We start from the raw sequence: 23,132 nt of genomic DNA on the forward strand, positions 1-23,132 counted from the left end.
GTCCCAGCGCCATGGACGAGCGCGGCGGCCGCCGTGAGGCGCCCGGCCGTGGTAAGCCGGCTCCTCCCGCGCCTCGCCTTCCCGCGCCACGACCCGAACGAAGCCGCCGCCGCATGATCGACGTTGTTGGAAAGCTCTGGGGGTTCTGCCACACGCTCCGCCACGACGGCATCGATCACGGGGACTACATCGAGCAGATCACCTACCTGCTCTTCCTGAAGATGGCCGCCGAGCGAGGCATCGACCTCTCGCGCGTCGAGCACAGGACGCCCCGCGGCGAGGTCGACGCGACCGACTGCTCCTGGCCCGCGCTGCGCGCGCGCAGCGGGCAAGCGCTGCTCGACCGCTACGCCGACGTCCTCCGATCCCTCGACGGGGCCCCCGGCGTCCTCGGGGAGATCTACGCGGGCTCGCAGCCGCGCTTCAAGAGCCCCGCGAGCCTCGGGAAGCTCGTCGACCTCATCGACGAGATCGCGTGGACGCGCCTCGGCGTGGACATCCAGGCCGCGGCGTACGAGGGCCTCCTGGAGAAGGCCGCCGCCGAGGGCAAGAAGGGCGCGGGGCAGTACTTCACGCCCCGCGCCCTGATCCAGTCGATCGTGCGGTGCATCAGGCCCGATCCGCAGGGGAAGCCGGGCTTCGCCCTGTGCGACCCCGCGTGCGGCACCGGGGGCTTCCTTGTCGCCGCCTGGGAGTGGATCGACGCCGAGGCGCGGGGAGCGCTCGACCGGGAGGCGGCGCGCCGGATCAAGGCCGGGGCGTTCTTCGGCCAGGAGCTCGTCGCGCGCCCCCGCCGGCTCGCCCTGATGAACCTGTACCTCCACGGGATCGAGCCGAGGATCACCCTCGGCGACTCGCTCGACGCCCCGCCGCCGGACGATCGGTTCGACGTGATCCTGACGAACCCGCCGTTCGGCACGAAGGGGGCCTACGAGACGCCGCGCCGCGAGGATTTCGCGATCGCGACCGCGAACAAGCAGCTCAACTTCATCCAGCACGTGCTGACGATCCTGAGGCCGGGCGGCCGGGCGGCGATGGTCCTGCCCGACCATTGCCTGTTCGCCGACCAGGCGGGCGCGGTGCTCGAGATCCTCGCCAGGGGCTGCGACCTGCACACGGTGCTCCGCCTGCCGCACGGGACCTTCACGCCGTACAGCGCCGGGGTGAAGGCCAACGTCGTCTTCTTCACGAAGGGCCGCGCGACGGAGAGGGTCTGGATCTACGACGCCCGGACGGGCGTCCCGTCGATCACCAAGAAGGGGCGGCCGCTCTCCCCGGCGCACTTCGCGGAGTTCGAGCGGTGCTACGGCGGCGACCCCGACGGGCGCGGCGCGCGCGAGGCGGCGAGCTCCAGCGAGGGTCGATTCCGCAGCTTCGAGCTCCGCGAGGTGAAGGAGCGAGAGTTCAAGCTCGACGGGCTGAGGTGGCTCAGGGAGGAGTCGCTCGACGAGGCCGGCGAGATGCCCGAGCCGGAGGAGCTGGCGACCGACGCCCTCCAGGAGCTGACGGAGGCGGTCGCCGCGCTGAACCGCGTGCTCGCGCTGCTCGAGGGCGGGGCGAAGGCGGCGGAGGGGTGAGCAGGCCCCTGCCCGAGGGGTGGGCCGAGACGACGCTCGCGTCGATCTGCTCGCACCGGAGCGGGAGCTCGAAGCTCATCAAGGGGAAGCTCCACGCCGAGCAGCGGCCAGGGCGTTACCAGGGGTTCAGCGCCGCCGGCCCCGACGTGTGGTGCGACGGCTGGGAGCACGAGGGCGAGGCGATCGTCGTCTCCGCCGTGGGGACGCGGTGCGGGAAGGCGTTCAAGGCGCGCGGGCGGTGGTCGGCGATCGCGAACACCCATGTGGTCTGGCCGGATGAGCGGGCCATCGACGTCGGCTACCTGTTCCTCCACCTCAACGACGAGGGATTCTGGGCGAAGGGCGGCTCCGCGCAGCCGTTCGTGAAGGTGCGCGAGACGCTCGAGCGGCCCTTTGCTCTGCCTCCCCTCCCCGAGCAGCGCCGCATCGTCGCGAAGGCCGAGGCCCTGCTCGGCGAGGTGGACGCGGCGAAGGCCCGGCTGGCGAGGTCGTCGCTGCTCCTCCGGCGGCTCCGGCAGGCCGTGCTGGGGGCGGCGTGCTCGGGGAGGCTCACCGAGGACCTGCGCGCGCCGGGCGCCGCCGCGCCGGCCGCGGGACCGGCGGAGCCCCCGCCGCGCTGCTCTACGTCGGCGCCGGCCGCGCCCGGGGCGAGCAGCGACGGTCCGGAGCGTTCCCTGCCGCCGTCCTGGGTCCGCTGCCCGTTCGGCGCCCTGGTGGACAACCACGATGGCCGGCGCGTCCCCGTGAGCTCCGCGGTTCGGGCGAGGCGCCGGGGGCCGTATCCGTATTACGGCGCGTCGGGGGTCATCGACGCGATCGATGGCTACCTGTTCGACGGGGATTACCTGCTGATCGCCGAGGACGGCGCGAACCTCCTGTCGAGGAACACCCGGGTGGCGTTCGCCGCGAGCGGGAGGTTCTGGGTGAACAACCATGCTCATGTGGTCCAGCCGAAGGCCGGCGTGGTCCTCGGGTACCTCGAGCTGCTCCTGAACTCGCTCGACCTGCAGCACCACGTGACCGGCTCGGCCCAGCCGAAGCTCACGCAGGCGGCGCTCAACGGCATCCCCGTGCCGGTGCCGCCGGCGGAGGAGCAGGCGGAGATCGTCCGCCGCGCACAGGCGCTCTTCGCGCTCGCCAGCGAGGTCGAGGAGCGCGTGGCCCGCGCCGCGGCCCGGGCCGACAGGCTCCCGCACACGATCCTCGCCAGGGCGTTCTCCGGAGAGCTCGTCCCCACCGAGGCGGCGCTGGCTCGCGCGGAGGGGCGGGGCTACGAGCCGGCGGAGGCGCTGCTGCGCCGCGTCCGGGGGATGGGGTGAGCGGCTAGCTGCGCCCCCCAACCCCCGCCTCCACTGAACTCCTGTTGTTGTCGGTCCCGGCGTTGGATCCCGACTGGCGGACGAACCTCCTTGCCAAGAGGAAGGTCGCGAACCAGTGAGTGTCACATGGCGGCCGCGGTTGAAACGCCCCTGAAGGTCGAGACGACCGAGCATCTCTGGATCACCCTGAAGGATGGCTGCCGTCTCGCGGCGCGCCTATGGCTGCCAGAAGGAGCGCAAAGAAAGCCGGCGCCGGCCATCCTGGAATACATCCCCTATCGCAAGCGGGACGGAACCCGCGCCCGTGACGAGCCGATGCATGGTTATTTCGCCGGCCACGGTTATGCCGTGCTGCGGGTCGACATGCGCGGATCCGGCGAGAGCGACGGGCTGATGTGGGACGAGTACCTGAAGCAGGAGCAGGACGACGCCCTCGAGGTGATCGCCTGGATGGCGGCACAACCCTGGTGCAACGGCCATGTCGGCATGATGGGCAAGTCCTGGGGCGGGTTCAACTGCCTGCAGGTGGCGGCGCTCAGACCGCCGGCCTTGAAGGCGGTGCTCTCGGTTTGCTCGACCGACGACCGCTACGTCGACGACATCCATTACATGGGCGGCTGCCTGCTCAACGACAACCTGTGGTGGGGCACCATCATGCTGGTCTATCAGGCCCGCCCTGCCGACCCGGAGCTCTTCGGCGAAAGCTGGCGCGACAACTGGCGGGAACGGCTGGAGCGGATGCCGTTCTGGCCGGCGCTCGCGATGGCCCATCAGCGGCGCGACGACTACTGGCGGCACGGGTCGATCTGCGAGGATTGGAACGCTATCCAGGTGCCCGTCTGCCTGATCGGCGGCTGGGTCGATGCCTATACCAACACGGTGCCGAGGATGCTGGAGCACCTCAAGGTGCCGCGGAAGGGCATCATCGGGCCGTGGGCGCACGTCTACCCGCACGACGGAACGCCGGGCCCGGCGATCGGCTTTCTGCAGGATGCCATCGCCTGGTGGGATCGCTGGCTGAAGGGCATCGAGAACGGCGCCGACGAGGAGCCGATGCTGCGCGCCTGGCTGCAGGACTACACGGCGCCGGAGACGACACGAAGTCACCATCCGGGACGCTGGGTGGCCGAGCAGAGCTGGCCGTCGCCGGACATCCAACCCTGTGCTCTCTATCTCAACAAGGACGGCCTCGCCCCGGTGAGCGGCGCCGAGGAGGTCCTGGCGCTGCGCTCGCCCCAGCATGTCGGCCTTCAGGGCGGGGAGTGGATGGCGGTTGGCTGCGTCGGGGAGCTGCCGGGCGACCAGCGGATCGACGATTTCGGCTCGCTCACCTTCGACACCGCGCCGCTCGAGGAGGCGATGCAGGTCGTCGGTGCCCCGGAGCTCGAGCTGGCGTTCACCAGCGATAAGCCGGTGGCGCAGCTCTGTGCCAGGCTGTGCGACGTGGCGCCCGATGGCGAGGCGCTGCGGGTCAGCTTCCAGGTCATCAACCTCACCCACCGCGACAGCCACGCGGAGCCGACCCCGCTCGAGCCCGGCAAGCGCTACAGGCTGAAGCTGGTATTGAATGCCTGCGCGCATCGCTTTGCAGCCGGTCATCGCCTGCGGATATCGCTCTCCAGCGCCTACTGGCCTCTGATCTGGCCGGCTCCCGAGCGGGCGACGCTCGGCATCGTCACCGGCGCCAGCCGCCTCGTGCTGCCGCACCGAAGGCCGCAGGCGGCCGACGGCGGCGAACCGTTCCTGAAGCCGGAAGCGGCGCGAGCGACGTCGATCACCCAGGTGAACGCGGGCAGCGTCACGCGCTCGGTGACCTTCGACCTCACCTCGGGTGCGGTCACGACCGTGACGGATACAGTGGGCGTCTTCGGAGAAGGGCGTCAGCGCCTCGACGAGATCGGCACCGAGGTGCTGCACCAACTCCGCCGCGAGCTCCGCATCGCGCCGGACGATCCGCTCCACGCTTCCTTCACCTGCCGGCAGACGTATGTGCAGTCGCGCCCGGGCTGGGACATCCGCATCGAGGTGACGACCAGGCTCCACGCCGACCGCGACCATTTCTATATCAGCGGCGAGCTCGACGCCTTCGAGGACGACATCCGCTTCGCCAGCCGTGAATGGAGGGAGAAGATCAAGCGGGATCTGATCTGAGGCTCAACCGGGAGCGGAGGCGCGGCCGGCAGCGGGCCCCATGAGGCTCTCGCTTCCTCCGCCCCCGCACGCATCCACCACCGTCCCTCCACGGTAGCTCCTCTCCCTTCTGGAATCGACACCGGCCGCCTTCCGTTATTCTCGGCGTCTCTCATCGGATCGCCTTCCGCCCTCGGATCCACGCCGTCATCGCGGATCCGATCCGATGAGACCCATGATCCCGAGGAGGCGCTGATGAAGGTGAGGATCGTCGTGAGTTACGTCCCCCGCTATCGCCGGGGCCACCGCTTCCATTTCGTCCCGCCGGTCACCGGGATCCACCTCGCGGCGATCACCCCGCCGGAGCACGAGGTCGAGCTCTTCCACGAGCAGGTGCGCCCCGTCCCCGTCGACGCCTCGCCGGACGTCGTCGCGCTCTCGTTCTTCTCGGGCTTCGCGCGCCGCGCCTACGCGCTCGCCGATCGCTACCGCGCCCTCGGCGTGCGCGTCGTCGCCGGCGGTCCGCATGTCTCGTACTGGATCGAGGAGGCGCTCCAGCACGTGGACGTGGTGGTCACCGGGGAGGCCGAGGCGGTCTGGCCCTCGGTCCTGCGGGATCTCGCGCGAGGCACGCAGCGCCGCGTCTATCACGGCGAAACGGCGTCGCTCGCCGGGCTGCCGACCCCTCGCTACGATCTGCTGGAAGAGCGCTTCCTCGTCCCCCGCGTGCTCCAGGCGACGCGCGGCTGCCCGTTCACGTGCAGCTTCTGCACGGTGCCCGACCTCAACCCCGGCTTCCGCGTGCGCCCCGTCGACGAGGTGATCCGCGACATCGCCACCACGCATTTCCCCCGCTTCTGGCAGGAGAAGGTCGCGTGGTTCTGGGACGACAACCTGCTCGTCCAGCGCCGCTGGGCCAAGGAGCTCCTGCGCGAGCTCGCCGGGCTCGATCGCTGGTGGCTCACGCAGGCATCCATCGATATCGTCAAGGACCGGGAGCTCCTCGACGCGATGGAGCGGTCCGGCTGTATCGGCATCTTCCTCGGCATCGAGAGCCTCGACGAGGCCGATCTCAAGAGCGTCGACAAGCGCCAGAACCGCGCGCGCGAGTACCGCGAGGCCATCCGCAAGCTGCACGATCGCGGGATCTGCGTGATGGCGGGCTTCATCTCGGGCTTCGACGATCAGACGCCGGAGGTCATCGCCTCCACGGCCGATCGGCTGAACGAGATCGGCGTCGACGTCCCGTTCCTGAGCATCCTCACGCCGTTCCGGGGCACGCCGCTGTACGACGAGCACCGGCGAGACGGGCGCATCCTGGAAGAGCGTGACTGGCCCCATTACAGCGGCTACGGCGTCGCCTTCCGGCCGGCGCGCATGTCCCCCGAGCAGCTCCTCGCCGCCCACCGCCAGATGTGGAATCGCGCCTTCGGCCCCGCGGCGGTGCTCGAGCGCCTCGCGCGCGGCGCGCGGTCGCTGAGCCGCGGCGCCATGATGCTGTCGGCGGCGATGAACGGCTTTTACGGCCTCAAGCAGATCACCGGCAACGAGCCGGCCGCGCCGCCGCTCGAGCCGAAGGGGACGATCCGGCACCCCGCGCCCGGCGACGCCCCGGCCCGGCTCTCGCGCCTCGGCCTGAAGCGGTCCGCGAGCGCGGCTGACAGCTCGGTGGAACGCACGGCGTAGCGGCGCGGGGGCGAACGCTCACCAAGCGTCTCGCCGTCGAGCCACTCCATCGCGAGGTAGGGGCACGCCGCGGCGGTCGCGCCGTTCGCGATGTACCGCACGACACCCGGGATCTGGAGTGACGCCACCACCTCGTGTCCCCGCAAACGAAGGTCGAGTTAGGGCAGATCTCTGATCTCCGACGTGCAGGCGCCCTCGTCGCAGCGCGCCGCAACCGCCTGCTCGCTCTCTCTCTCGAGCCGCCGGCCGTCCTCCGCGAGCGGCGGACGCGGCGCGCAATCGCACAGCGGCCAGCCTGCGAGGCACACCGCCTCGGCGGCCTCGAACGCTTCCTTGTCGTCCGCGTCCACGCCCACGAACAGGATATCTCCGCAGCAGGTCGTGACGTGCGGCAGCACGACGCAGTCGCTCGCCTGTTCGCAGGCCTTGCTGAACGCCGGAAAGCTCGACTCGCGGCACGCCAGGCCATGGCTGCTCCCGCCCCCGGAGCCGCCGGCCCCGCCGCTGGCGGCGCTGCCGCCGCCACCCCCGGAGCCGCCGGCTCCGCCGCTCGCGGCGCTGCCGCCGCCGCCCCCGGAGCCGCCGGCGCTCGCGGCGCTGCCGCCCCCACCCCCGGAGCCGCCAGCGCCGGCGCTGCCGCTCGCGCCCGCTCCGCTGGTGCTGGTGGATTCCGCGCTCGCAGGTCCATGGTCCTCTTCGCCGCACGCCGCGCCGCCCAGCGTCGCCCACGCGAGGAAGGAACCACGAGCCAACCAGAGAAAGCACTTGGGTGTCATGGCCGCCGCGTCGAGCACGGGACATGCCCGCTCCGGCACGAGAGAAACACGCTGGTTTTCTGTGCCATGGCGAGCCACGACGTGGCAGCGCGCGGCAGGGCGATCAGGCCGAGTTCGGGCGCGGCGGTCCTTCGTGCCGGCGTCCATGAACATGCGATTACTACGATTGTAACAGACTTGAAGAGCACGTGTGTCGTGCGTGCATCGAACCACGGCCCCAGGTCGAACCAGCCGTACGGTCACTTGACGCCGGAGGCGTAAGCGAGTGATGCTCCGGCGCCATGGCGGGCTCGAAGCGTGTGAATGCGTCCCTGGCGATGGCGCTGTTCGGGCTTGCGGCGGCCGGCGGGTGTACCGCGCTGGCGGGGCTGGACGAAAGCTACCATCTGGTGGGCGGAGGCGGCGGCTCGACGGGAGGCGGGACCGGCGGCAGCGCGGCCAGCAGCTCGACGGGAGGCGGGACCGGCGGCGGCGCGGCCAGCAGCTCGGCGGGTGGCGAGGCCGGCGGCAGCGCGGCCAGCAGCTCGACGGGAGGCGAGCCGGGCGCTGGCGCGGGCGGCGAGGTCGGCGCCGGTGGCGGCGCCGAGTGCGCGACCTGCTCGTTGCCCCCGTACGACACCGACGATCCGGCGGACATGTGCGAGACCTCGGCCGAAATTTACGAGATGCTCATGGGCTGTCTCTGCTTTGCCTGCGGCCTGGTGGAGGAATTGCCCTGTTACGGCGCGTGCGGCGCCGGCGAGGCGCGGAGCGCCGAGTGCAACGACTGCCTCGCCTCTGCGGCCGCCGAGGTGGAGGGCGAGTGTGCGCCGGAGGTCGCCGCGTGCGAGTTCGACACGGGCGAGTGATCTCGGCCTCCCTGTATCAGAGCTCGTTCAGCAGGGCGTGAACATCTCCGCGCCGAGATACGTACTCGAGAACTGGCTGTCGACCGGGTTGCCGAGATGGTCGTAGCACTGCACGTTCACCTGGGTATCCGAGCCGACGCCGGTCCAGTACGAGACCTTGCAAACCTGGACGGGGCGGCGGGACTGTCGCCTGGCAGAGGACAAGCGCCTGCCAGGAAGGACCCCGGCGCGCGCGCTCGTCACCGCGGCGCCGCCCAGATGCTGCAGCAATGGAAACGCTCCCGGCCCGAGACGCGCGATCTGGGCCCCGCTTTCGTGCCCACCTCGAGGATGTACACGGCGTCCGCGTCCACGGCGAGCCTGGCGGGGTGCCTGTGCTGGGCGCCGAGGATGCGCAGCGCGCGCTTCTCCCCGCTCCGGCTGACGACGAGCGACGAGCTCCAGTCGTCCTCGCACCGCGCATAGAACAGGTCCCCTCCACGCGCGGCGAAGCTGCAGTTGACGTTGTGGGACAGGGAGCTATCGAGCAAGCTCCCCAGGCGAGGCAGGGCGCGGAAACCATCCTCTCGAGAGAGGCTGAAGAGGTCGTCGTCCGCTGCCCAGAACAGCGCCTCGCCGCTCGCGCTGAAGTGGAACGCTGGCACCCGCACGCGCGCCAGCACCTCGGGGCGCCCTCCTGGCTTGTCGATCCGCAGCAGCCGCCTGCCGCTGCGACCGTCGTCGGACAGGTAGACGTACAGATCGTCGATGGCGAGCTTCTCCGGGTTCTCCAGGCCCCTCACGAGCACTTCGATGGGACCGCCTCGCTTCGGGAGCTTCAGCGCCGCGCGTTGAGCTCGGTCGACCCAGTACACGCTCGTCGCATCGACCGCCACGAGCTCCGGCAAGGCCGGCGACCCCCAGAGATCCTCCCGCGACGCGGTCGGACCGTAGCCATAGGGCTCCGGCGCCGACAGCGCGCGGGCGACGTCGTCGGACATGACCAGCGTCTCCCTCGAGCCTCCGGTCAGGCTCGCGCGCACCAGCCTGCCGTCCACGGTGAGGAAGAAGGCATGCGCCTCCTCGAGCGCAGGCGCAGCGCCGAGCTGCTCGAGCTTCAACGCGGGCGTGGAAGCGCCTCCGCGCTTCGGCATCGCCCAGAGCACGTCACCCGTCTTCTGTCGCGTCGTATAGTAGAGCTCCGACCCCAGAACAGCGATGGATCCGATGGGCACGTCGTCGAGCGCCATGAGCCGCCGCGCGCGGGGAGCCTCCGGATCGAACCGGAGCAGCATCCTGGAGGAGAGCGCGTAGATCTTCCCTGCGATCGGATGGATGATCCACGGCCTGTCTGCAGGCGGAAGCGCCGCGACTTCTTGCCAAGCTCCGCCCGAGAGGGGCGCCCTGAACAGCGCCTTGTGAGAGGCTCGATAAAGAGAGCGGCCATCGCTCGAGAACGTGTATTCGCTCAGCATCGTGTCGCGCGCGTGCGCCACCGGGATCGCTGGACCTCCTGCCGCCGGCTGCCGCATCAGGTAGTCCCCGGTCCTCCAGTACCAAAAGCCCGATTCCACGAGCTCGATCCGGTCGATGGATGGCCCGCCCGGCGCGGTCGCGACGATCGTGGGCGAGCCGCCGCGCCTGGAGAGCAGGAGCGCTGGATCGCTGGCCTTGACCGTCGACAGCGCGCCCGGACGGGACGCTGTCACGGTCGGCTCGCCGAAAGCATCCACTTCGTCCATCAACCGCGCGCCGCCTTCGAGATCGAGCCGGAGGAGGCCGTGTCCTCGGCTCTCGGTGAAGTACAGCGCACCCCCATGGATGCCCCTCAGGGACAGCTCCCACCTGCCGTCGAGGTCCGTATCCGCCACGGCGACGACGTCGAGCACGGGTTGCTGCTCGGGCTCTTCCTTGCCCTCGTCCCAGAACAGGAGATCGAAATCGCTCACCGGCCGCAGAGGCCGCGCGGCCCCGCAGCCCATCACGACCATCACCCCGCCCAAGGCAGCGGCGTGCATGCTCTGGCAAAGACCCCGGCTCACCCTGCGGGACGCCCCGCGCCTCCGCCCCAGGCCGCCCATACGCCTGAGCTTATCACCTCATGCCTTGTGGCGCGGCGACCGCGCGGGCATGAAGCCCGCTCATGCCCTTTCGAGAGCTCCTCCCCATCGTCCTCCTCGGCGCAGGAATCGCGCTCGGCGCGGGGAGCGCGGCCTGCGCCGCGCGACAAGGCTCGACCGGCGCGAGCCCGTCGAGCGCCGCCGCGCAACCGGCGCGGCCAGGCGCACCGGCGAGCGCCTCCGCGGCGGCGCCGGCGCAACCGGCGGCGAGCGACCCGGCCGCGCCCGGGGCAGCCGCGCCCGAGCCGCCGCCCGCGTCGGCCGAGCAGATCGCGCGCCTCCCGCCGGGCGCCGCGATCTACGCCTCGCTTCGCAACAGCGCCCTCGACGTCGCCGTCCAGTACGTGCCCCAGATCGCCGAGGTCCTGCTCGAGGCGAACCGCGCGCTCGGCAGCCAGGATCCGCCGGACGTGACGCTCGCGAAGGCCGGCGTCGATCCGCGAAGGCCGATCCTGGGCGCCGTGGTGCCCGCGTCCGAGAAGAGCGCGCGCGCCGTCGTCGACGCCATGGCCAAGGGGGCCTCGGGCAAGGCGCTCGAGAAGGTCGTCCGCGGGCACGCGGGGGACGTGACGCGGGTGCGGCTCCTCGTTCCGCTCGTGAGCGGGGCCGACCCGCGGCGCGCCCTGGAAGGCGTGGTGGACGTCCTCACGGGCGGCGCCCCGCTGGACGCGTGCCCGGGCGCAGCGCGCTGCGCCGGCTTCGGCGCCCGGGCGCCGCTCGGCGTGGCGCAGGGCGGGATCGCCGCCGTCGCGATCTACGCGGACGGCGCCGACCTCCGGCTCGACGTCGTGATGTCGCTCTTCGGGTCCGGCGGCGATCCGGCCGCCCTGAAGGAGCTCGTCGCGTTCGGCGAAGAGGTCGGGGGCCCGGAGGGCCGGTGCTCCAGGTTCGACGCGAGCCCCGTTGTGTCGGTGTGCCTCGATCCCGAGCGGATGGGCGAGCTGGGCGCGACGGACGGCTACGGCAAGATCGCGAGGGCGCTCTCCGGAGGCCACGTCGATCCAAGGGTGATCCCGGGGATCGCCGCCCAGAGCTTCGCCGAGGCCCGGCAGAACCTCTGGCTCGCCGCGCCGGCGCGCAGGCTCGCCGGCGATGGCACCCTCGGGGTCACCGTGCAGGGCAAGCGGAGCCGCTTCGTCGCGTCGTGGGCCCTGACGGACGCCTCGCGCGCCGGCGTCGAGAGGGCGTTCGCCGCCGAGCGATGCGCCGCCGGCGATGCGGCGGTCACGGAGCTCTTGCCGGCGCTCCGCGCGGCGGTCGGCGGTCCGGGGAAGGGCTTCGACGACCCGAAGAAGGTCGTCACCGCGTTCCAGGAGGCAGGCTGGGTGGTGCCCTAATTAGGGCAGATGGCCATTCAAATTAGGGCACCCGGGCAATCCGGACCGACGCCATCGGCGAGACCACAGCCACTCACCTTACACCACGCCGGGCATGTAGGTGGTCACATCGTCATTGTCGTCGCCGACAGCGATGGCGCTTACGCGCGGCGTGAGTTCCTTCGACTTCTTCTTCGCACGGGACTGCACCTTGTCCGCGCGGTCGAGGAGTACCTCGGCGTCCTCGGCAGGGCTCGTGGTGCTCACGCTGCCGCACGAGGCCGTCAGTCTCTTCTCAACCTTCGCATCGCCGAGTAACACGGCCTCCTTGCCAAGTTGTCGCACGAACAAATTGAGAAGCTTGTCAGTCTCCTCGCTGGAGACACTAGGCAGGATAACCACCACCTCGTCGCCGCCCTCGCCGCGATACGCGTCGCCATACTTACCGAACGTCGCGACTACAGCCTCTAAGTATGCGCGAATCGCCGCATCGCCTGCGGCATGCCTATACGTATCGTTAATGAGCTTCAGATCGTTCATGTCGAGGTACGCAATGGTCAGTGGCTGGCCTTGGCTCACGGCAAGGATGGCGATTGCGAGGTCAATCTCAAGGTGACGCCTTGCCACGCAGAGACCAGTTGGATCACGGTCGCGGCCGGTCTTGAGCTGCTGCTGAAGTTCAGAGAGGCGGACGCGACCCTTGTGCCCAATCGTCAGCTTGACTCCTTTCTCCGACTGCATCTTGCGCGTCGTCCATACACCATCATCAGTGCTTGGGTCGCTCCCGTCGTTAATGTACCCGTCCCGTGCCAGAGAAAAAATCATCTGCTGCTCGGGCGTGATGGTGTATGGCTCCTGATACATTCGCGGCCCATCGCGATCCAGCTGCGCAAGGAACTGCATCTCTAGAAGGCGTGCGTCGACCCGGCTCATGGGCCGACTGTACCACGAGCTGAGGCGATCTAGGTCGGGCTTGCATCTCTCCGGTGCCCGCCAAGGCGTCCAGTCGCCTATAGGACGAGGCGCGTCACACGGCGCACCCGCTCCACTTGACGGAATCGAAACGCCTGCGTTTGCCGCTGGATCCGGCGCTGAGGCCGTGACACCGTATGTCCTACCGCGCTGGAGACGCGGGAAACAGAGGCTATACTCACTTGCACAGGCAAAGCGCCCCGCCTCGGCTGGAACCCGAGACGGGGCTGCGGAACGCCGGATGGTGTGCCCACCCGTCGCACGTCGCGCTGCGATCATGGGCACGCGTCCGGAGAGGTGCAAGCCCATGGCGAACGTGCTCCCGGCGGAGCGGCGGCTAGAGGTGCTCGCCGCGCTCGTGAACGGCACCAGCATCCGCGCCGCGTCGCGCATGACCGGCGTCCATCAGGACACCATCGGCCGCTTCGGGCAGGCGATCGGTGAGGGCTGCGCGCGGCTCCATGACCGGCTGGTGCGCGATCTGACGTGCGCGCTCGTAGACCTCGACGAGCAGCACAGCTGGTGCCGCAAGCGCCAGAACAAGGTGGACGCCGCGAAGGACGACGCGGGGAGCGTGGGCGAGCAGTGGACGTGGGCGGCCATCTGCCGCACCAGCAAGCTCATCGTCGCGTGGCACGTCGGGAAGCGCGACCAGGAGAGCGCCGATGCTCTCGTCGAAGACGTGCGCGCGCGGCTCGCGGTGATGCCGCAGATCACCACCGACGGGCTCGGGCTGTACGCGCAGCCGATCGCGGCGAACTTCGGGCGCGCCGTGCCGTACATGCAGACGGTCAAGAACTTCAGCTCGCGCCCCGGGAAGCCTGGGACGTCGGAGAAGTTCGCGGTCGAGCGCGGCGTCGACTTCATCCAGAAGCGCACCATCTTCGGGACGCCCGACCCCGCGAAGGCGACGAACTACGCGATCGAGCGGTCGAACCTCACGGCGCGGCAGTGGAACGCGCGGCTCCGGCGCAGGACGCTCGCCTTCAGCAAGAAGCTCTCGCGGCACTGCGCCGCCGTCGCGCTGCACTACGTCTACGTGAACCTCTGCCACATCCCGCGGAACATGCGCGTCACCCCCGCGATGGCAGCGGGCATCACGGACACCGCGTGGACGCTGGAGATGCTCATGGACGCCGCGCTGGAGGAGCCGGCCGGGGAGAAGCCGGAGCCGCAGCCGCTCGCCATCCCGAAGCCGGAGGGCACCGCCAGGGCGCTCCCTGCCGGTCGCGGTTGGCTGCGGGTGCTCCCGGGCGGGTCCGCTCCGTCAGCGCCCTCTGCTCCGCAGCCGCCGCCCGTGGCGCCCGTTGCGACGGGAGCGGCGACGACCGAGCCCGCGGCACCGCAGCAGCCCGTGACCGTCGATCGGACCGGCCAGCTTGATCTGTTCGGCTGGAGGCCGAAGCCGGGGGTGCCGGCTCAGTTGCGCTTGTTTGACGACCCGCCAGACGATGCGGAATAGCCGCAACACGTGAGCGCCGCTACGAAACTGACAGCTCGCGGTGCTGCCGGTAAGCGCAGGCCGGCTTGCCTGCGATCAGCTCAAGATGGCGTGGGCAAGTTGCGCGGGCGTCTTGAGTGGATTGAATAGCCGCCGCTTGTCAGCGGATCGCGCGACTAAACCGCCCGAGGCGCACAGCCTCAATGCGGCACTAACTAGCCATCTTGTTGTGCACCTCGGTCCACTGAGGGTCGCGAACCGTTGACAGATCAACCATCTTGGCGGAATCCCAGCGCCTTTGCCAGACCGCCTCAAGCCCCCATGCGATGCTGTACTTCTCTTTCTTTGAAAGACAGTAGACCGGAGAATCCTGCGCAGACATCCCCCTGGCGCAGATGAGCCACAACTCATCTTCCGTAATAACCATCTGCCAGATGGGCTCTTCCTGGTAGTACCCGATCCTAAGCTTAATCCCTCTTGTGTTTGCGAAGTGGACTAGCGTCCAGGTTACGGCTCTGATGCCCTCGGCATACGATTTGTAAGCAATACCAGAGAATTCGGCCCTCTTCCTTGCCTCGTCGCTATCTGGGTCCAGCAACAGAACATCCAGAGAAAGCGAGTCGGTCCGGTTTGAGAGCTGCTGATACAAAACTCCCTGATGCTTGCCACATCCTATGTAGTGCCACCCGGACACTAGCAGCAAGTTCAGTGACCCAGCATTCTCGGTGATGGCCATCAGCGCGCGCCTCGCCGCATCCTGGATGCTCTTGTTGGCAGAGCCCCCGAATCTCGGGTATGGCCTCACCGGGAAGGTGCGCGTGATCCCGGTCCATTTCACGAGGCTGAACCTGTGAATCAGTGAGTAATACGACCAATTTGAGCGCGCGATGGCGATTATTATAATCCCGACTGCCACCGTTCCTGCGCTGATAAACGACGCCTTGTCGTACTTTAGCCAGTCGGCTCCGGCTCCAGCGAGCAAGCCGAAGAGGCCAACGAAGCCGGCCTCCAAAAGCCATATTGCTGCGGCTATGAACCAGCTTTTGCTCTTGGAACTAACGGGCATTGATGCGGTGGCTACACGGACGCGTGGTCCTATGCCCGCACAGAGCGTGCGTTGTCCTTGCGGATCGTGCCTCCCCGATGTATGCTCTCCCTATTGAAATAGGGGTCGCTCTGCTTCTTCGCCAGGAAGGACGGGTCGTACACTATTTCCACGATACGCTTTCGTAGCGGCGACGCCAGCGCGTACGCTGCCCTCGCAACGAACGTCAGTACCGCGCCGCCGATGGCTACCAGCGCATACGGCTCCATGGGCGTAGGGTCTCACAGGTTGGCGACCAGAGCAACGGGGAACCTGCTACGATAGCAGATCCGCCTCGGGCGGCACTCACCGCCGCCACCGCTTCAGCCGCAGCGCCAGCGCCTCGCGAGCGATCCGAAGCCTGGACGCCGCCGTGCTCGGGTTCATCCGGCGGGCCCTCGCCCACGCGGTGAGCGCCTCGGGCGCATCGACGATGAGCAGCGCCTCGCGTTGCCAGTCCGGCAGGCTGGCCACGGCCTCCAGCACCTCGCGCGCGGCGACCTGCGCCTCCAGATCGGGCCCGACGAGCTCGCGGAGCAGGCCAAGCGGCTGCTCGGTCAGCACGGCGCGCCGCGCCCACGCGCTGTTGATGTGGTGCGCAGCCGTACGCCACGCGACTCCGCGAAGGAACTTGCGGAGCGCGTCGCGCGGCTTGTCCTTCGGGTCGGGCCTGTACATGCCGCGCTTCACCGAGCGCCACGCGCCGAGGAGGATCTCTTGCTCGACGTCGGCGCGGTCGCGCGCGGGGATGCCTGCGACCGTGGCGCGCACGATGTCGCGCTCGGCCATGATCGCCTCGATGCTCGGTCGCTTCCGGGGATGCTTCGCGGCCGGCTGGCTCTTCGCCACCTTCCGCGGGCGCCTCACCCGCTCCTCCCGCACGTTGGGCAGCGGTCAGCGGCAGCGAGCCCGCCGAGCAGCTGCTCCACGGTGATACCCGCCGCCTTCGCGGCGCGCTGCACGGTCCCGGGGGAGCCCGCGTCGCGACCGCCAGCGATGCCCTGGAGGGTCACGGGCGACATGCCCATCACCTCGGCGAGGCATTCCCAGCTGCCGTAGGCGGCGCGCAGGTTCTTCAGCGCCGCCCGGAGGCGCTTGCGCTGGGTAGGTGTGAGTGAGAGACAAGGGGCGGTTCGGCGACGGCGCGCGGGCGCACCTTCGCCTTGCCCGCCCGGAGGCGGTACGGCTACAAGCATGGGCGTTCGGCTCCGGTTCGTTCGGGGTCGGACCACGCAGCCCGGGGTGGTGACACACCCGCGGGCTGCACTTACGTCCGGCCGAACTTAGCCGCTCTTGCGAGGCCCGGAGTCAAACTAGGGCAGCGGAAGCCAAACTAGGGCACCACCGCAGGCTGGTCTGCCTATCTGATCGCCGCCGGCGGCCCATGGCTGAACCTGCTCGGCGTGATCGCGGGCGTGCTCGAGCAGGGCCCCGGGACCGACCCCGACTACCATGTGTGCGCCCGATACGACGACGGGCGGCTCGTCCTCGTGTCCGAGATCCGGAGATGACAGCGCGCCTCTCGCCGGGCGCCCTGGCCGCGCCGGCGTGATGATACAAGTGGAGGTCGCACGCGCCATGACCACCGCCCTCCCCGCTTCCTTCGCCGATCTCCCGCTCCTTCAAGGCCGCAACCCCCTCGCCCGCCGCATCGAGACCCGGCATGGATTCCCCATCCTCCCCGGCCGCTTCCCGGTCGTGGGCCACATGCCGGCGATCGCCGTCGACGAGCTCGGCCTGCTCCGCGAGGGCCAGCGCCGCTTCGGCTCCCTCTTCTTCTGGGCTCCCGGCGTCGACGCCTGGCAGCTCATCTACGCATCGAACGAGGCCTTCTCGCTCTTCAAGAGCAAGGCCGTCGACTCCTCGTACCTGACCGAGGGCGGCGTCGGCTACCTCTTCGGTCAGACGCTGATGGCCCACGACGGCGCCTCGCACCGCCGCCTCCGCACAGCGATGAACGGGCCCTTCTCGCCGAAGGGCCTCGACGCCGCGGAGGTCGGCGCGATCGTCGCGACCAGCGTCGAGCGCAAGGTCCGCTCGTGGCTCGGCCGTCGCGACGTCCAGCTGCTGCGCGAGACCCGCGAGCTGGCCCTGGAGGTGATGTTCAAGATCACCGGCGTCGAGGACGACGAGCTGCCCGAGTGGCGCCACTATTACGAGGATCTGATGCTCGTGATCCTCAGCCTGCCCTTCGACGTGCCGGGCTCGCCGCGGCGCCGCGGCCTCCGCGCACGCGCCTGGCTCGACGAGCGCATCGGCCGGATCCTCGCCGGCGTGCGCGCCCGCGGCGACGCGAAGGGCCTCCTGCCGGCGCTGCTCACGGCCCGCGACGAGCAGGGCGAGCCGCTCTCGGAGCAGGACCTCGTGGGCAACCTCCGCCTGCTCCTCCTCGCCGGCCACGAGACATCGGCCTCGGTCATGGCCTGGTGCGTCGCCCACCTCGCCGAGAGCCCCGCGGCCTGGCGCGCGCTCCGCGAGGAGGCGTCGAGCGCGGCGGATCTCCCGCGCTCGCCCGCGGATCTCCGCCGCTTCCCCTACGCCGAGGCCGTGTTCCGCGAGGCGCTCCGCCTCCATCCGCCGGTGGCCCACGACGCCCGCCGCGCCGTCGCCGATTTCGAGCTCGACGGCCGCGCCGTCCCCGCAGGGACCCACGTGGCGATCCCGCTGGTCCTGCTCTCCCGCGATCCGGAGCTCTACCCGGATCCGGACAGCTACCGCCCCGAGCGCTGGCTCGGCCGCAAGGAGGCGCTCTCGCCGCTCGAGATCGCCCAGTTCGGCGGCGGCGCGCACTTCTGCCTCGGCTATCACCTCGCCTGGATGGAGATCGTCCAGTTCCTCGTCGCGCTCGGGCGGGAGCTCCCGGCCTCGGGTCCCAGGCTCCAGGGCGGATTCCCCGCCTCGCGCTACCTCCCGGTGCTCCGCCCCTCGGGGAGCACGCGCGTCCGATTCGACGGCTGAAGCGCCGCGTCGTACGATATCGTGACAAGCGGTCTGTCGCGCGGTCGATGGCGCGATTGTATAGCAGCGCTCATCGGGCCGTTTCGCCCTTCGATCTGCCGTTCCGTGACCAACGCCTCCAGAGCCGGCCGCATGGGCTCACGCAACCCGCTCCAGATGACCTGAAAGTAGACCATCGCGTGCTCCTGGTCGAGACGGCCAAGCGCAATTTGCGGTGGCGAACCGTCGCGCTCCGTCACTTTCGTCGAGATTTCGGGGGAGCGTGACGACGGATCGCAGCCCCTCCGCGGAGAGGCATAACGTGCTCTTGATGGGTACGATGGGCTCCGGTCGAGCCGGAGGGCCCAGGCCCATGCGGTTGTGCCTATCTTAGAAGTTCCCGCCGCTCAGCGCGCCCGCCTTCAAGCTTCGTCCGCCTTCCGCATTGCAGCCCGCACCGCTGCCGCCGCCTTCTTGTCTTTCACGATCCTCTCCAGCCACACCCGCCGGATCCGCATCATCGACTCATCCGGCAGGCCCAGATCGGCCAGTGCCGCCTGGCCCTGCCCCTGCTCGGCCGAGATCACAAGCTGTGCGTACTCGCCCGCTGTGATCGGCCCGCGCTCCTTCTCGAGTGCCGCCACGTAGGCCGCGTCGTACGCTGACAGGAGCTTCTTCTTCCGGCGCGCGATCTCGTCCTGGATCTCGTCAAGCCACTGTTCGTGCAGCGACTGCCAATTCTTCGGCGTGAGCTTCTCCGCTTTGAGGATGGCGTCGCAGTCCGCCGGCCGCTGCGCGAGCTTGGCCGCAATGACTGCGCAACGCTCGATGGGGTAGGCCGCGAGAGGCGGTGCGGGCTCCTCCGGCGCGGGGAGCGGATCAGGCTTTTTCGCCTGGGTGTCAGGCTCGGGCGCCTCCTCTGCCGAGGGCTCCATCACCCCCATGTCTGGCCTCGCCAGTGGGCCGAGCATGGCAGGAGGGGCGGGCTCCTTTGCCGTCAGGGGTGGAGACCTCGCATCGCGCTCAGGCGCAGGCGGCGCGTGCAGCGCAGGCGACAGCGCTGAAGGGATCGCGACAAGCGGCGGACGCAGCACCTCGTCAGGAACCTCTGCTGGCTCCGCCCCTCGCGGCGAAGACTCTGCTTGGTGACGTAGCGCAGGCTCAGCTCGCTCGCCCTGCACGAATGGCAACGCGGGTTTCGCGGCGACCAGTGAAGCCGCGCTGGTGGCAGCGGGCGCATCGGCGGGCGGCTGCGCCGCGGCCGCCGGAGTGGGTACCGCGGCTGCTCGTGGCGCGGCCTGAACGAACGCAGCGGCCGCGGCCTCGAGGTGCTGTGCCCGACTCGACGGGGGTACCGCGGCCGCCGGCGGCGCGGACTGCACGAAGGGGGGGACTGCGAGGCGCTGCGCCGGGCTCGACGGGGGAGCAGGTTGGCCCGCGGGCACTGTGGCGAACGGTAGGGCCAGCCGGGAGACGGCGAGATCCTGATTCACGTCCAACGGCAGGGTGCAGGCCTCAGGGTCATCCTCGTTGTGCACGGCGCTATCGCCATCGTGCGCCTTGTCGTAGGGCGCTTGGAGCCCGATCTCGCTCATCGCGCCGCCGCCGGCCCGGCCGCTCGCGAGCCCCACTCCAGAACTGCTGGGCACGCCCTCGCTGTCGTTACTTACGAGGGTCTGATAAGGCTCCTCCAGCGCGACCAGGATCTGCCCGGCCTCTTCCGGCTCTCGGAGCGGGACCTGGCCGCGCCAGGTCACCGTGCAGATGCAGCGGTCGGTGTTGATCCAGAGCAGATCGGGCCACATGGCGACGCCCTGCAAGGGCTCGCCGGGGCGGTCGACGTAGGCGCGGGGGTGGAGCCCCGGGAGGCTCGTGACGAGGTGCGGGTGCTCGGGGTGGAGATGCTCGAGGACGAGCCGCTCGTCATTGCGGAGCGCGGTGGTCTGCTGGTCGACCGGCGCGGCGTTGAAGTAGCTGACGTCGAGGTCCGGGGGCAGGGGCTGGCGGTGCCAGTCGTTGCCGGGGAACGTGGCCGCGTAGCGCCCCAGCTTCTGCCGGCGGGTGGGCCATCCGGAGGCAACGGGTCCAAATCCCACCGGCTCGATGACGTCGTCCGGCCCGATGACGACAACGCCTGGACGCTGGAGGTTGGGGAGGTTGCGTCGCCCGTGGATGTCGCGAGCATGGGGGGGCATGCCGACGGGGTTGGAGGTGCCGGGGCCGCCGCCCGCGTACTCCCAGAGCAGCGGCATCCTGGTGAAGCGCGAGCTCTGATTCAGGACGCCGTGCTGCGTGAAGCAGCGAGCTCCGTAGACCTCGATGGCCTTGTCGATGTCATTCACGATCACGCGGGCAGTGAGGGATCGGACTGCCGTGCCGTTGGGCGAGAAGGCGTGGCCAACGAGGACGACGTCCGCCCGGGCGCGGTGGGGGACGACGTCGGAGGCCGCATAGAGACTCCAGCACGCGTCGTCGCGCCAGTGGCGGTCGGATAGGTGGAGCGGCTCCTGCTCGGCCGCGAGGGCACACACACCGGGGTACAGCTTGAACGTGCTTTTACAGACGAACGTCTGCATCCAGGCGCCTGGATGGGGTTGCCACACGACCAGGCCAACGGGGAGCTGCGAAAGGGAGACGACCTTCACTCCGCCGGCGATACTGCAACCATCAACACGAGGCGTCAATGTGTGGGCGTTCGACCGTCTGAACGGCCGCACCGGCGGAGCCCTGAGCGTACAATGCGCGCGGGCCCCTCTTGCGGACAGGGATGGCTGCCGGATAGCATCGGCTGTCCGCTCTACAAGCGCAGGGTAGACCGGGCTAGGAATGCCCATGGCCGACACGCACCCGAGCATGCGAAACAAGGGAACCGGACTGAGCTCGGGGGTCTACCGAGTCGAGGCGCAGATCGCGTCGGGCGACATGCTCGATGTGCGTCGCTTCCAGGTCACCGAGCGGATTTCCTCGCTCTTCGAGGTCCAGATCGTCGCCGTATCGGACGACCCCGATATCGACTTCGAAGCCGTCATCGGCCAGCCCATGACCTTCACCGCGCACGCGAATCAGACCCGCGTCTGGTCCGGACTGTGCAGTCACCTCCAGCAGGTGGCCGTCGAGGAGCGCTACCTCTCCACCTACGAGCTGACCCTGGTCCCGCGGCTCTGGCTCGCCACCCAGCGCCGCAACTACCGCATGTTCCAGCACAAGTCGGAGGTCGACATCGTGCTGCAGCTCCTCGGCGAGTGGGGCATCTCCCCCACGCGGCGGCTTGCCGGCGAGTACAAGAAGCGCAAGTACCGCGTCCAGTACGGCGAGAGCGACTACACCTTCATCAGCCGCATGCTGGAGGACGCCGGGGTGAGCTTCTACTTCGACAACGGCGGAGAGAGCCAACTCGTCCTCGACGACCGCCCCCAGGCGAACGTCGCCCGCGTGCCCATCACTTACCGCGATCACCCGACCGACGCCGACCGCGAGCACGTCACCAAGGTCGTCGTCGGCCGCCGCCTGCGACCCGGCAAGTACACGGTGCGCGACCACGACCACCGGAGGCCCGCGAACTACAAGCTCCTGGCCACCGCCTCCGGCGCCGGCCCCGTGGAAGATCAGCTGGAGCGCTTCCATTATGTGCCTGGCGCGTTCCTGTTCGAAAGTCAAAAGGGCGAGAGCTCGCCGACAGCCGACGATCAGGGCAAGTACCGCGCGGACGAGTCCGAGGGCGAGGCGCTCGCTCAGCGTCGGCTGGAGGCGAAGCGCGCCTCGGCACGGGAGATCGTGTTCAAGACCAACGTCATCGATCCCGCACCGGGCGCCGTCCTCTCGTTCCTCGAGCACCCGAAGAGCGAGCTCGGTCCCGACAAGAAGCTGCTCGTCCTCGAGTCCCAGCTCTCCGGCGAGGTACCGGCCGAGTGGGAGCACTCCTGCGTCGCCGTGAGCGCCGACGCGCCCTACCGACCGCCGCTGCGCACGCGCAAGCCCCGCGCGCAGGGCGTCGAGAGCGCCACGGTGGTCGGTCCGCCCGGCGAGGAGATCCACGTCGACGAGTTCGGCCGCGTGCGCGCCCACTTCCACTGGGACCGCGAGAGCAAGATGAACAACGACTCGTCGTGCTGGATCCACGTCAGCCAGCCCTGGGGCGGCGCCGGCTTCGGCGGGACCAACCTGCCGCGCATCGGACAGGAGGTCATCGTGGACTTCCTCGGCGGCGATCCCGACCGGCCCATCATCGTCGGCCGCGTGTACACCAACCTCCAGAAGACGCCCTACTCGCTGCCCATGAACAAGACGCAGAGCGGCTGGAAGAGCAACTCGAGCCCGTCCACGTACGGCTACAACGAGATCATGTTCGAGGACAAGGCCGGTAGCGAGCTCGTCAGGATGCAAGCCGAGAAGGACCTCCACAAGCTGGTCAAGAACGATCAGGAGACGACGATCGGCCGCGACCGGACGACGGGGATCGGCCACGACGAGGACGTCACGGTCGGCAACAACGCCACGAAGAGCGTGCTGAATAGCCTGCGCGAAGCGGTGGGGATGATCCGCGCCCGCGCCGTGGGTGTCGACGAGGTAGTGCAGATTGGCCGGAATCAGACCATCGACGTCGGGGAGAAGATCGAAATCACGTGCGGCAAATCGAAGTTCGTGATGGACAAGGACGGCAACATCACGCTCAAGGGCGTTAGGATCCTGGTCGATGGGAGCGAGCATGTCCAGGTCTTCGGCGATCCGATCGATCTCAACTAGCCCTGAATGCGGTCGCAGAAAGCGGTTCGAGCCCGGAGCTTCATGCCGAGCCACATCCCGCGGCGTCCCGTCCGGTGTCGTCCTTCTTGGTGTCCATGCAGGGACCAAGATCGAGCTCGTCATCGATCCTACCTGAGCAGTGCCATGCTGGCCGTGAATCGAACCGCCTTTGCTGCGACGCACCTCATCGACGGCACCCGCGTC

17 protein-coding genes are annotated in these 23,132 nt (G+C 69.4%); 9 read left to right on the forward strand and 8 right to left on the reverse strand.

What is annotated here, in order from left to right:
* Nucleotides 1–113: 113 nt before the first annotated feature.
* From WME95_RS30815 to WME95_RS30830, 4 genes are all read left to right on the forward strand, one after another.
* Entirely contained in the window at nucleotides 114–1,577 is a 1,464-nt protein-coding gene (locus WME95_RS30815) for an N-6 DNA methylase (protein ID WP_437902912.1), read from the forward strand.
* Nucleotides 1,574–2,896 (forward strand): restriction endonuclease subunit S, encoded by a 1,323-nt coding sequence (locus WME95_RS30820; RefSeq protein WP_437902913.1) that lies wholly within the window; start codon nucleotides 1,574–1,576, stop codon nucleotides 2,894–2,896. Before WME95_RS30815 ends, WME95_RS30820 begins: the two co-directional genes overlap by 4 nt.
* Nucleotides 2,897–3,022: 126 nt before the next feature.
* The gene (locus WME95_RS30825) at nucleotides 3,023–5,047 is read left to right on the forward strand and encodes a CocE/NonD family hydrolase (RefSeq protein WP_437902915.1); all 2,025 of its coding nucleotides are present in this window, start codon (nucleotides 3,023–3,025) and stop codon (nucleotides 5,045–5,047) included.
* A 234-nt stretch (nucleotides 5,048–5,281) separates the two neighbouring features.
* The gene (locus WME95_RS30830; protein ID WP_437902916.1) at nucleotides 5,282–6,712 is read left to right on the forward strand and encodes a B12-binding domain-containing radical SAM protein; all 1,431 of its coding nucleotides are present in this window, start codon (nucleotides 5,282–5,284) and stop codon (nucleotides 6,710–6,712) included.
* Between the two features lie 158 nt (nucleotides 6,713–6,870).
* On the opposite strand, the gene WME95_RS30835 is transcribed toward WME95_RS30830, so the two are convergent.
* A complete protein-coding gene (locus WME95_RS30835; RefSeq protein ID WP_437902917.1) occupies nucleotides 6,871–7,488 on the reverse strand; it encodes a hypothetical protein in 618 nt (205 codons plus the stop codon).
* 281 nt (nucleotides 7,489–7,769) lie between these two features.
* Between WME95_RS30835 and WME95_RS30840 the strand changes: the two genes are divergently transcribed.
* A complete protein-coding gene (locus tag WME95_RS30840; RefSeq protein ID WP_437902918.1) occupies nucleotides 7,770–8,336 on the forward strand; it encodes a hypothetical protein in 567 nt (188 codons plus the stop codon).
* 239 nt (nucleotides 8,337–8,575) lie between these two features.
* Here the strand turns inward: WME95_RS30840 and WME95_RS30845 are convergent, their stop codons facing one another.
* Nucleotides 8,576–10,333, reverse strand: a complete 1,758-nt coding sequence (locus WME95_RS30845) for a hypothetical protein (RefSeq protein WP_437902919.1) — start codon at nucleotides 10,331–10,333, stop codon at nucleotides 8,576–8,578.
* A gap of 125 nt (nucleotides 10,334–10,458) precedes the next feature.
* On the opposite strand from WME95_RS30845, the gene WME95_RS30850 reads away from it, so the two are divergent.
* On the forward strand, nucleotides 10,459–11,772 hold the full coding sequence (locus tag WME95_RS30850) for a hypothetical protein (RefSeq protein ID WP_437902920.1): 1,314 nt from the start codon (nucleotides 10,459–10,461) through the stop codon (nucleotides 11,770–11,772).
* Between the two features lie 78 nt (nucleotides 11,773–11,850).
* Here the strand turns inward: WME95_RS30850 and WME95_RS30855 are convergent, their stop codons facing one another.
* Nucleotides 11,851–12,684 carry a GGDEF domain-containing protein gene (locus WME95_RS30855; protein WP_437902921.1) on the reverse strand — a complete coding sequence of 278 codons (834 nt, stop codon included), beginning with the start codon at nucleotides 12,682–12,684 and terminating at the stop codon, nucleotides 11,851–11,853.
* A 346-nt stretch (nucleotides 12,685–13,030) separates the two neighbouring features.
* On the opposite strand from WME95_RS30855, the gene WME95_RS30860 reads away from it, so the two are divergent.
* Nucleotides 13,031–14,185, forward strand: coding sequence for an IS1 family transposase (locus WME95_RS30860; protein WP_437902922.1), 1,155 nt, complete (start codon nucleotides 13,031–13,033; stop codon nucleotides 14,183–14,185).
* Nucleotides 14,186–14,375: 190 nt separating this feature from the next.
* Here the strand turns inward: WME95_RS30860 and WME95_RS30865 are convergent, their stop codons facing one another.
* The 4 genes from WME95_RS30865 to WME95_RS30880 all read right to left on the reverse strand — a co-directional run bounded on the left by WME95_RS30865 (nucleotide 14,376) and on the right by WME95_RS30880 (nucleotide 16,444).
* Nucleotides 14,376–15,230 (reverse strand): hypothetical protein, encoded by an 855-nt coding sequence (locus WME95_RS30865; RefSeq protein WP_437902923.1) that lies wholly within the window; start codon nucleotides 15,228–15,230, stop codon nucleotides 14,376–14,378.
* A gap of 29 nt (nucleotides 15,231–15,259) precedes the next feature.
* Nucleotides 15,260–15,478 (reverse strand): hypothetical protein, encoded by a 219-nt coding sequence (locus tag WME95_RS30870; protein WP_437902924.1) that lies wholly within the window; start codon nucleotides 15,476–15,478, stop codon nucleotides 15,260–15,262.
* Nucleotides 15,479–15,554: 76 nt separating this feature from the next.
* Nucleotides 15,555–16,115 (reverse strand): RNA polymerase sigma factor, encoded by a 561-nt coding sequence (locus tag WME95_RS30875; protein ID WP_437902925.1) that lies wholly within the window; start codon nucleotides 16,113–16,115, stop codon nucleotides 15,555–15,557.
* Entirely contained in the window at nucleotides 16,112–16,444 is a 333-nt protein-coding gene (locus WME95_RS30880) for a helix-turn-helix domain-containing protein (protein ID WP_437902927.1), read from the reverse strand. Before WME95_RS30880 ends, WME95_RS30875 begins: the two co-directional genes overlap by 4 nt.
* A gap of 382 nt (nucleotides 16,445–16,826) precedes the next feature.
* Between WME95_RS30880 and WME95_RS30885 the strand changes: the two genes are divergently transcribed.
* The gene (locus tag WME95_RS30885; protein WP_437902929.1) at nucleotides 16,827–18,206 is read left to right on the forward strand and encodes a cytochrome P450; all 1,380 of its coding nucleotides are present in this window, start codon (nucleotides 16,827–16,829) and stop codon (nucleotides 18,204–18,206) included.
* Nucleotides 18,207–18,607: 401 nt separating this feature from the next.
* Here WME95_RS30885 and WME95_RS30890 read toward each other — a convergent pair whose 3' ends face one another.
* Nucleotides 18,608–20,761, reverse strand: a complete 2,154-nt coding sequence (locus tag WME95_RS30890) for a DUF2169 domain-containing protein (RefSeq protein WP_437902930.1) — start codon at nucleotides 20,759–20,761, stop codon at nucleotides 18,608–18,610.
* Nucleotides 20,762–21,017: 256 nt separating this feature from the next.
* On the opposite strand from WME95_RS30890, the gene WME95_RS30895 reads away from it, so the two are divergent.
* Nucleotides 21,018–22,928, forward strand: coding sequence for a type VI secretion system Vgr family protein (locus tag WME95_RS30895; protein ID WP_437902931.1), 1,911 nt, complete (start codon nucleotides 21,018–21,020; stop codon nucleotides 22,926–22,928).
* Nucleotides 22,929–23,132 lie beyond the last annotated feature (204 nt).

Origin of the sequence: Sorangium sp. So ce327 (genome assembly GCF_051530205.1) — a bacterium.
Lineage (GTDB): Bacteria > Myxococcota_A > Polyangia > Polyangiales > Polyangiaceae > Sorangium > Sorangium cellulosum_B.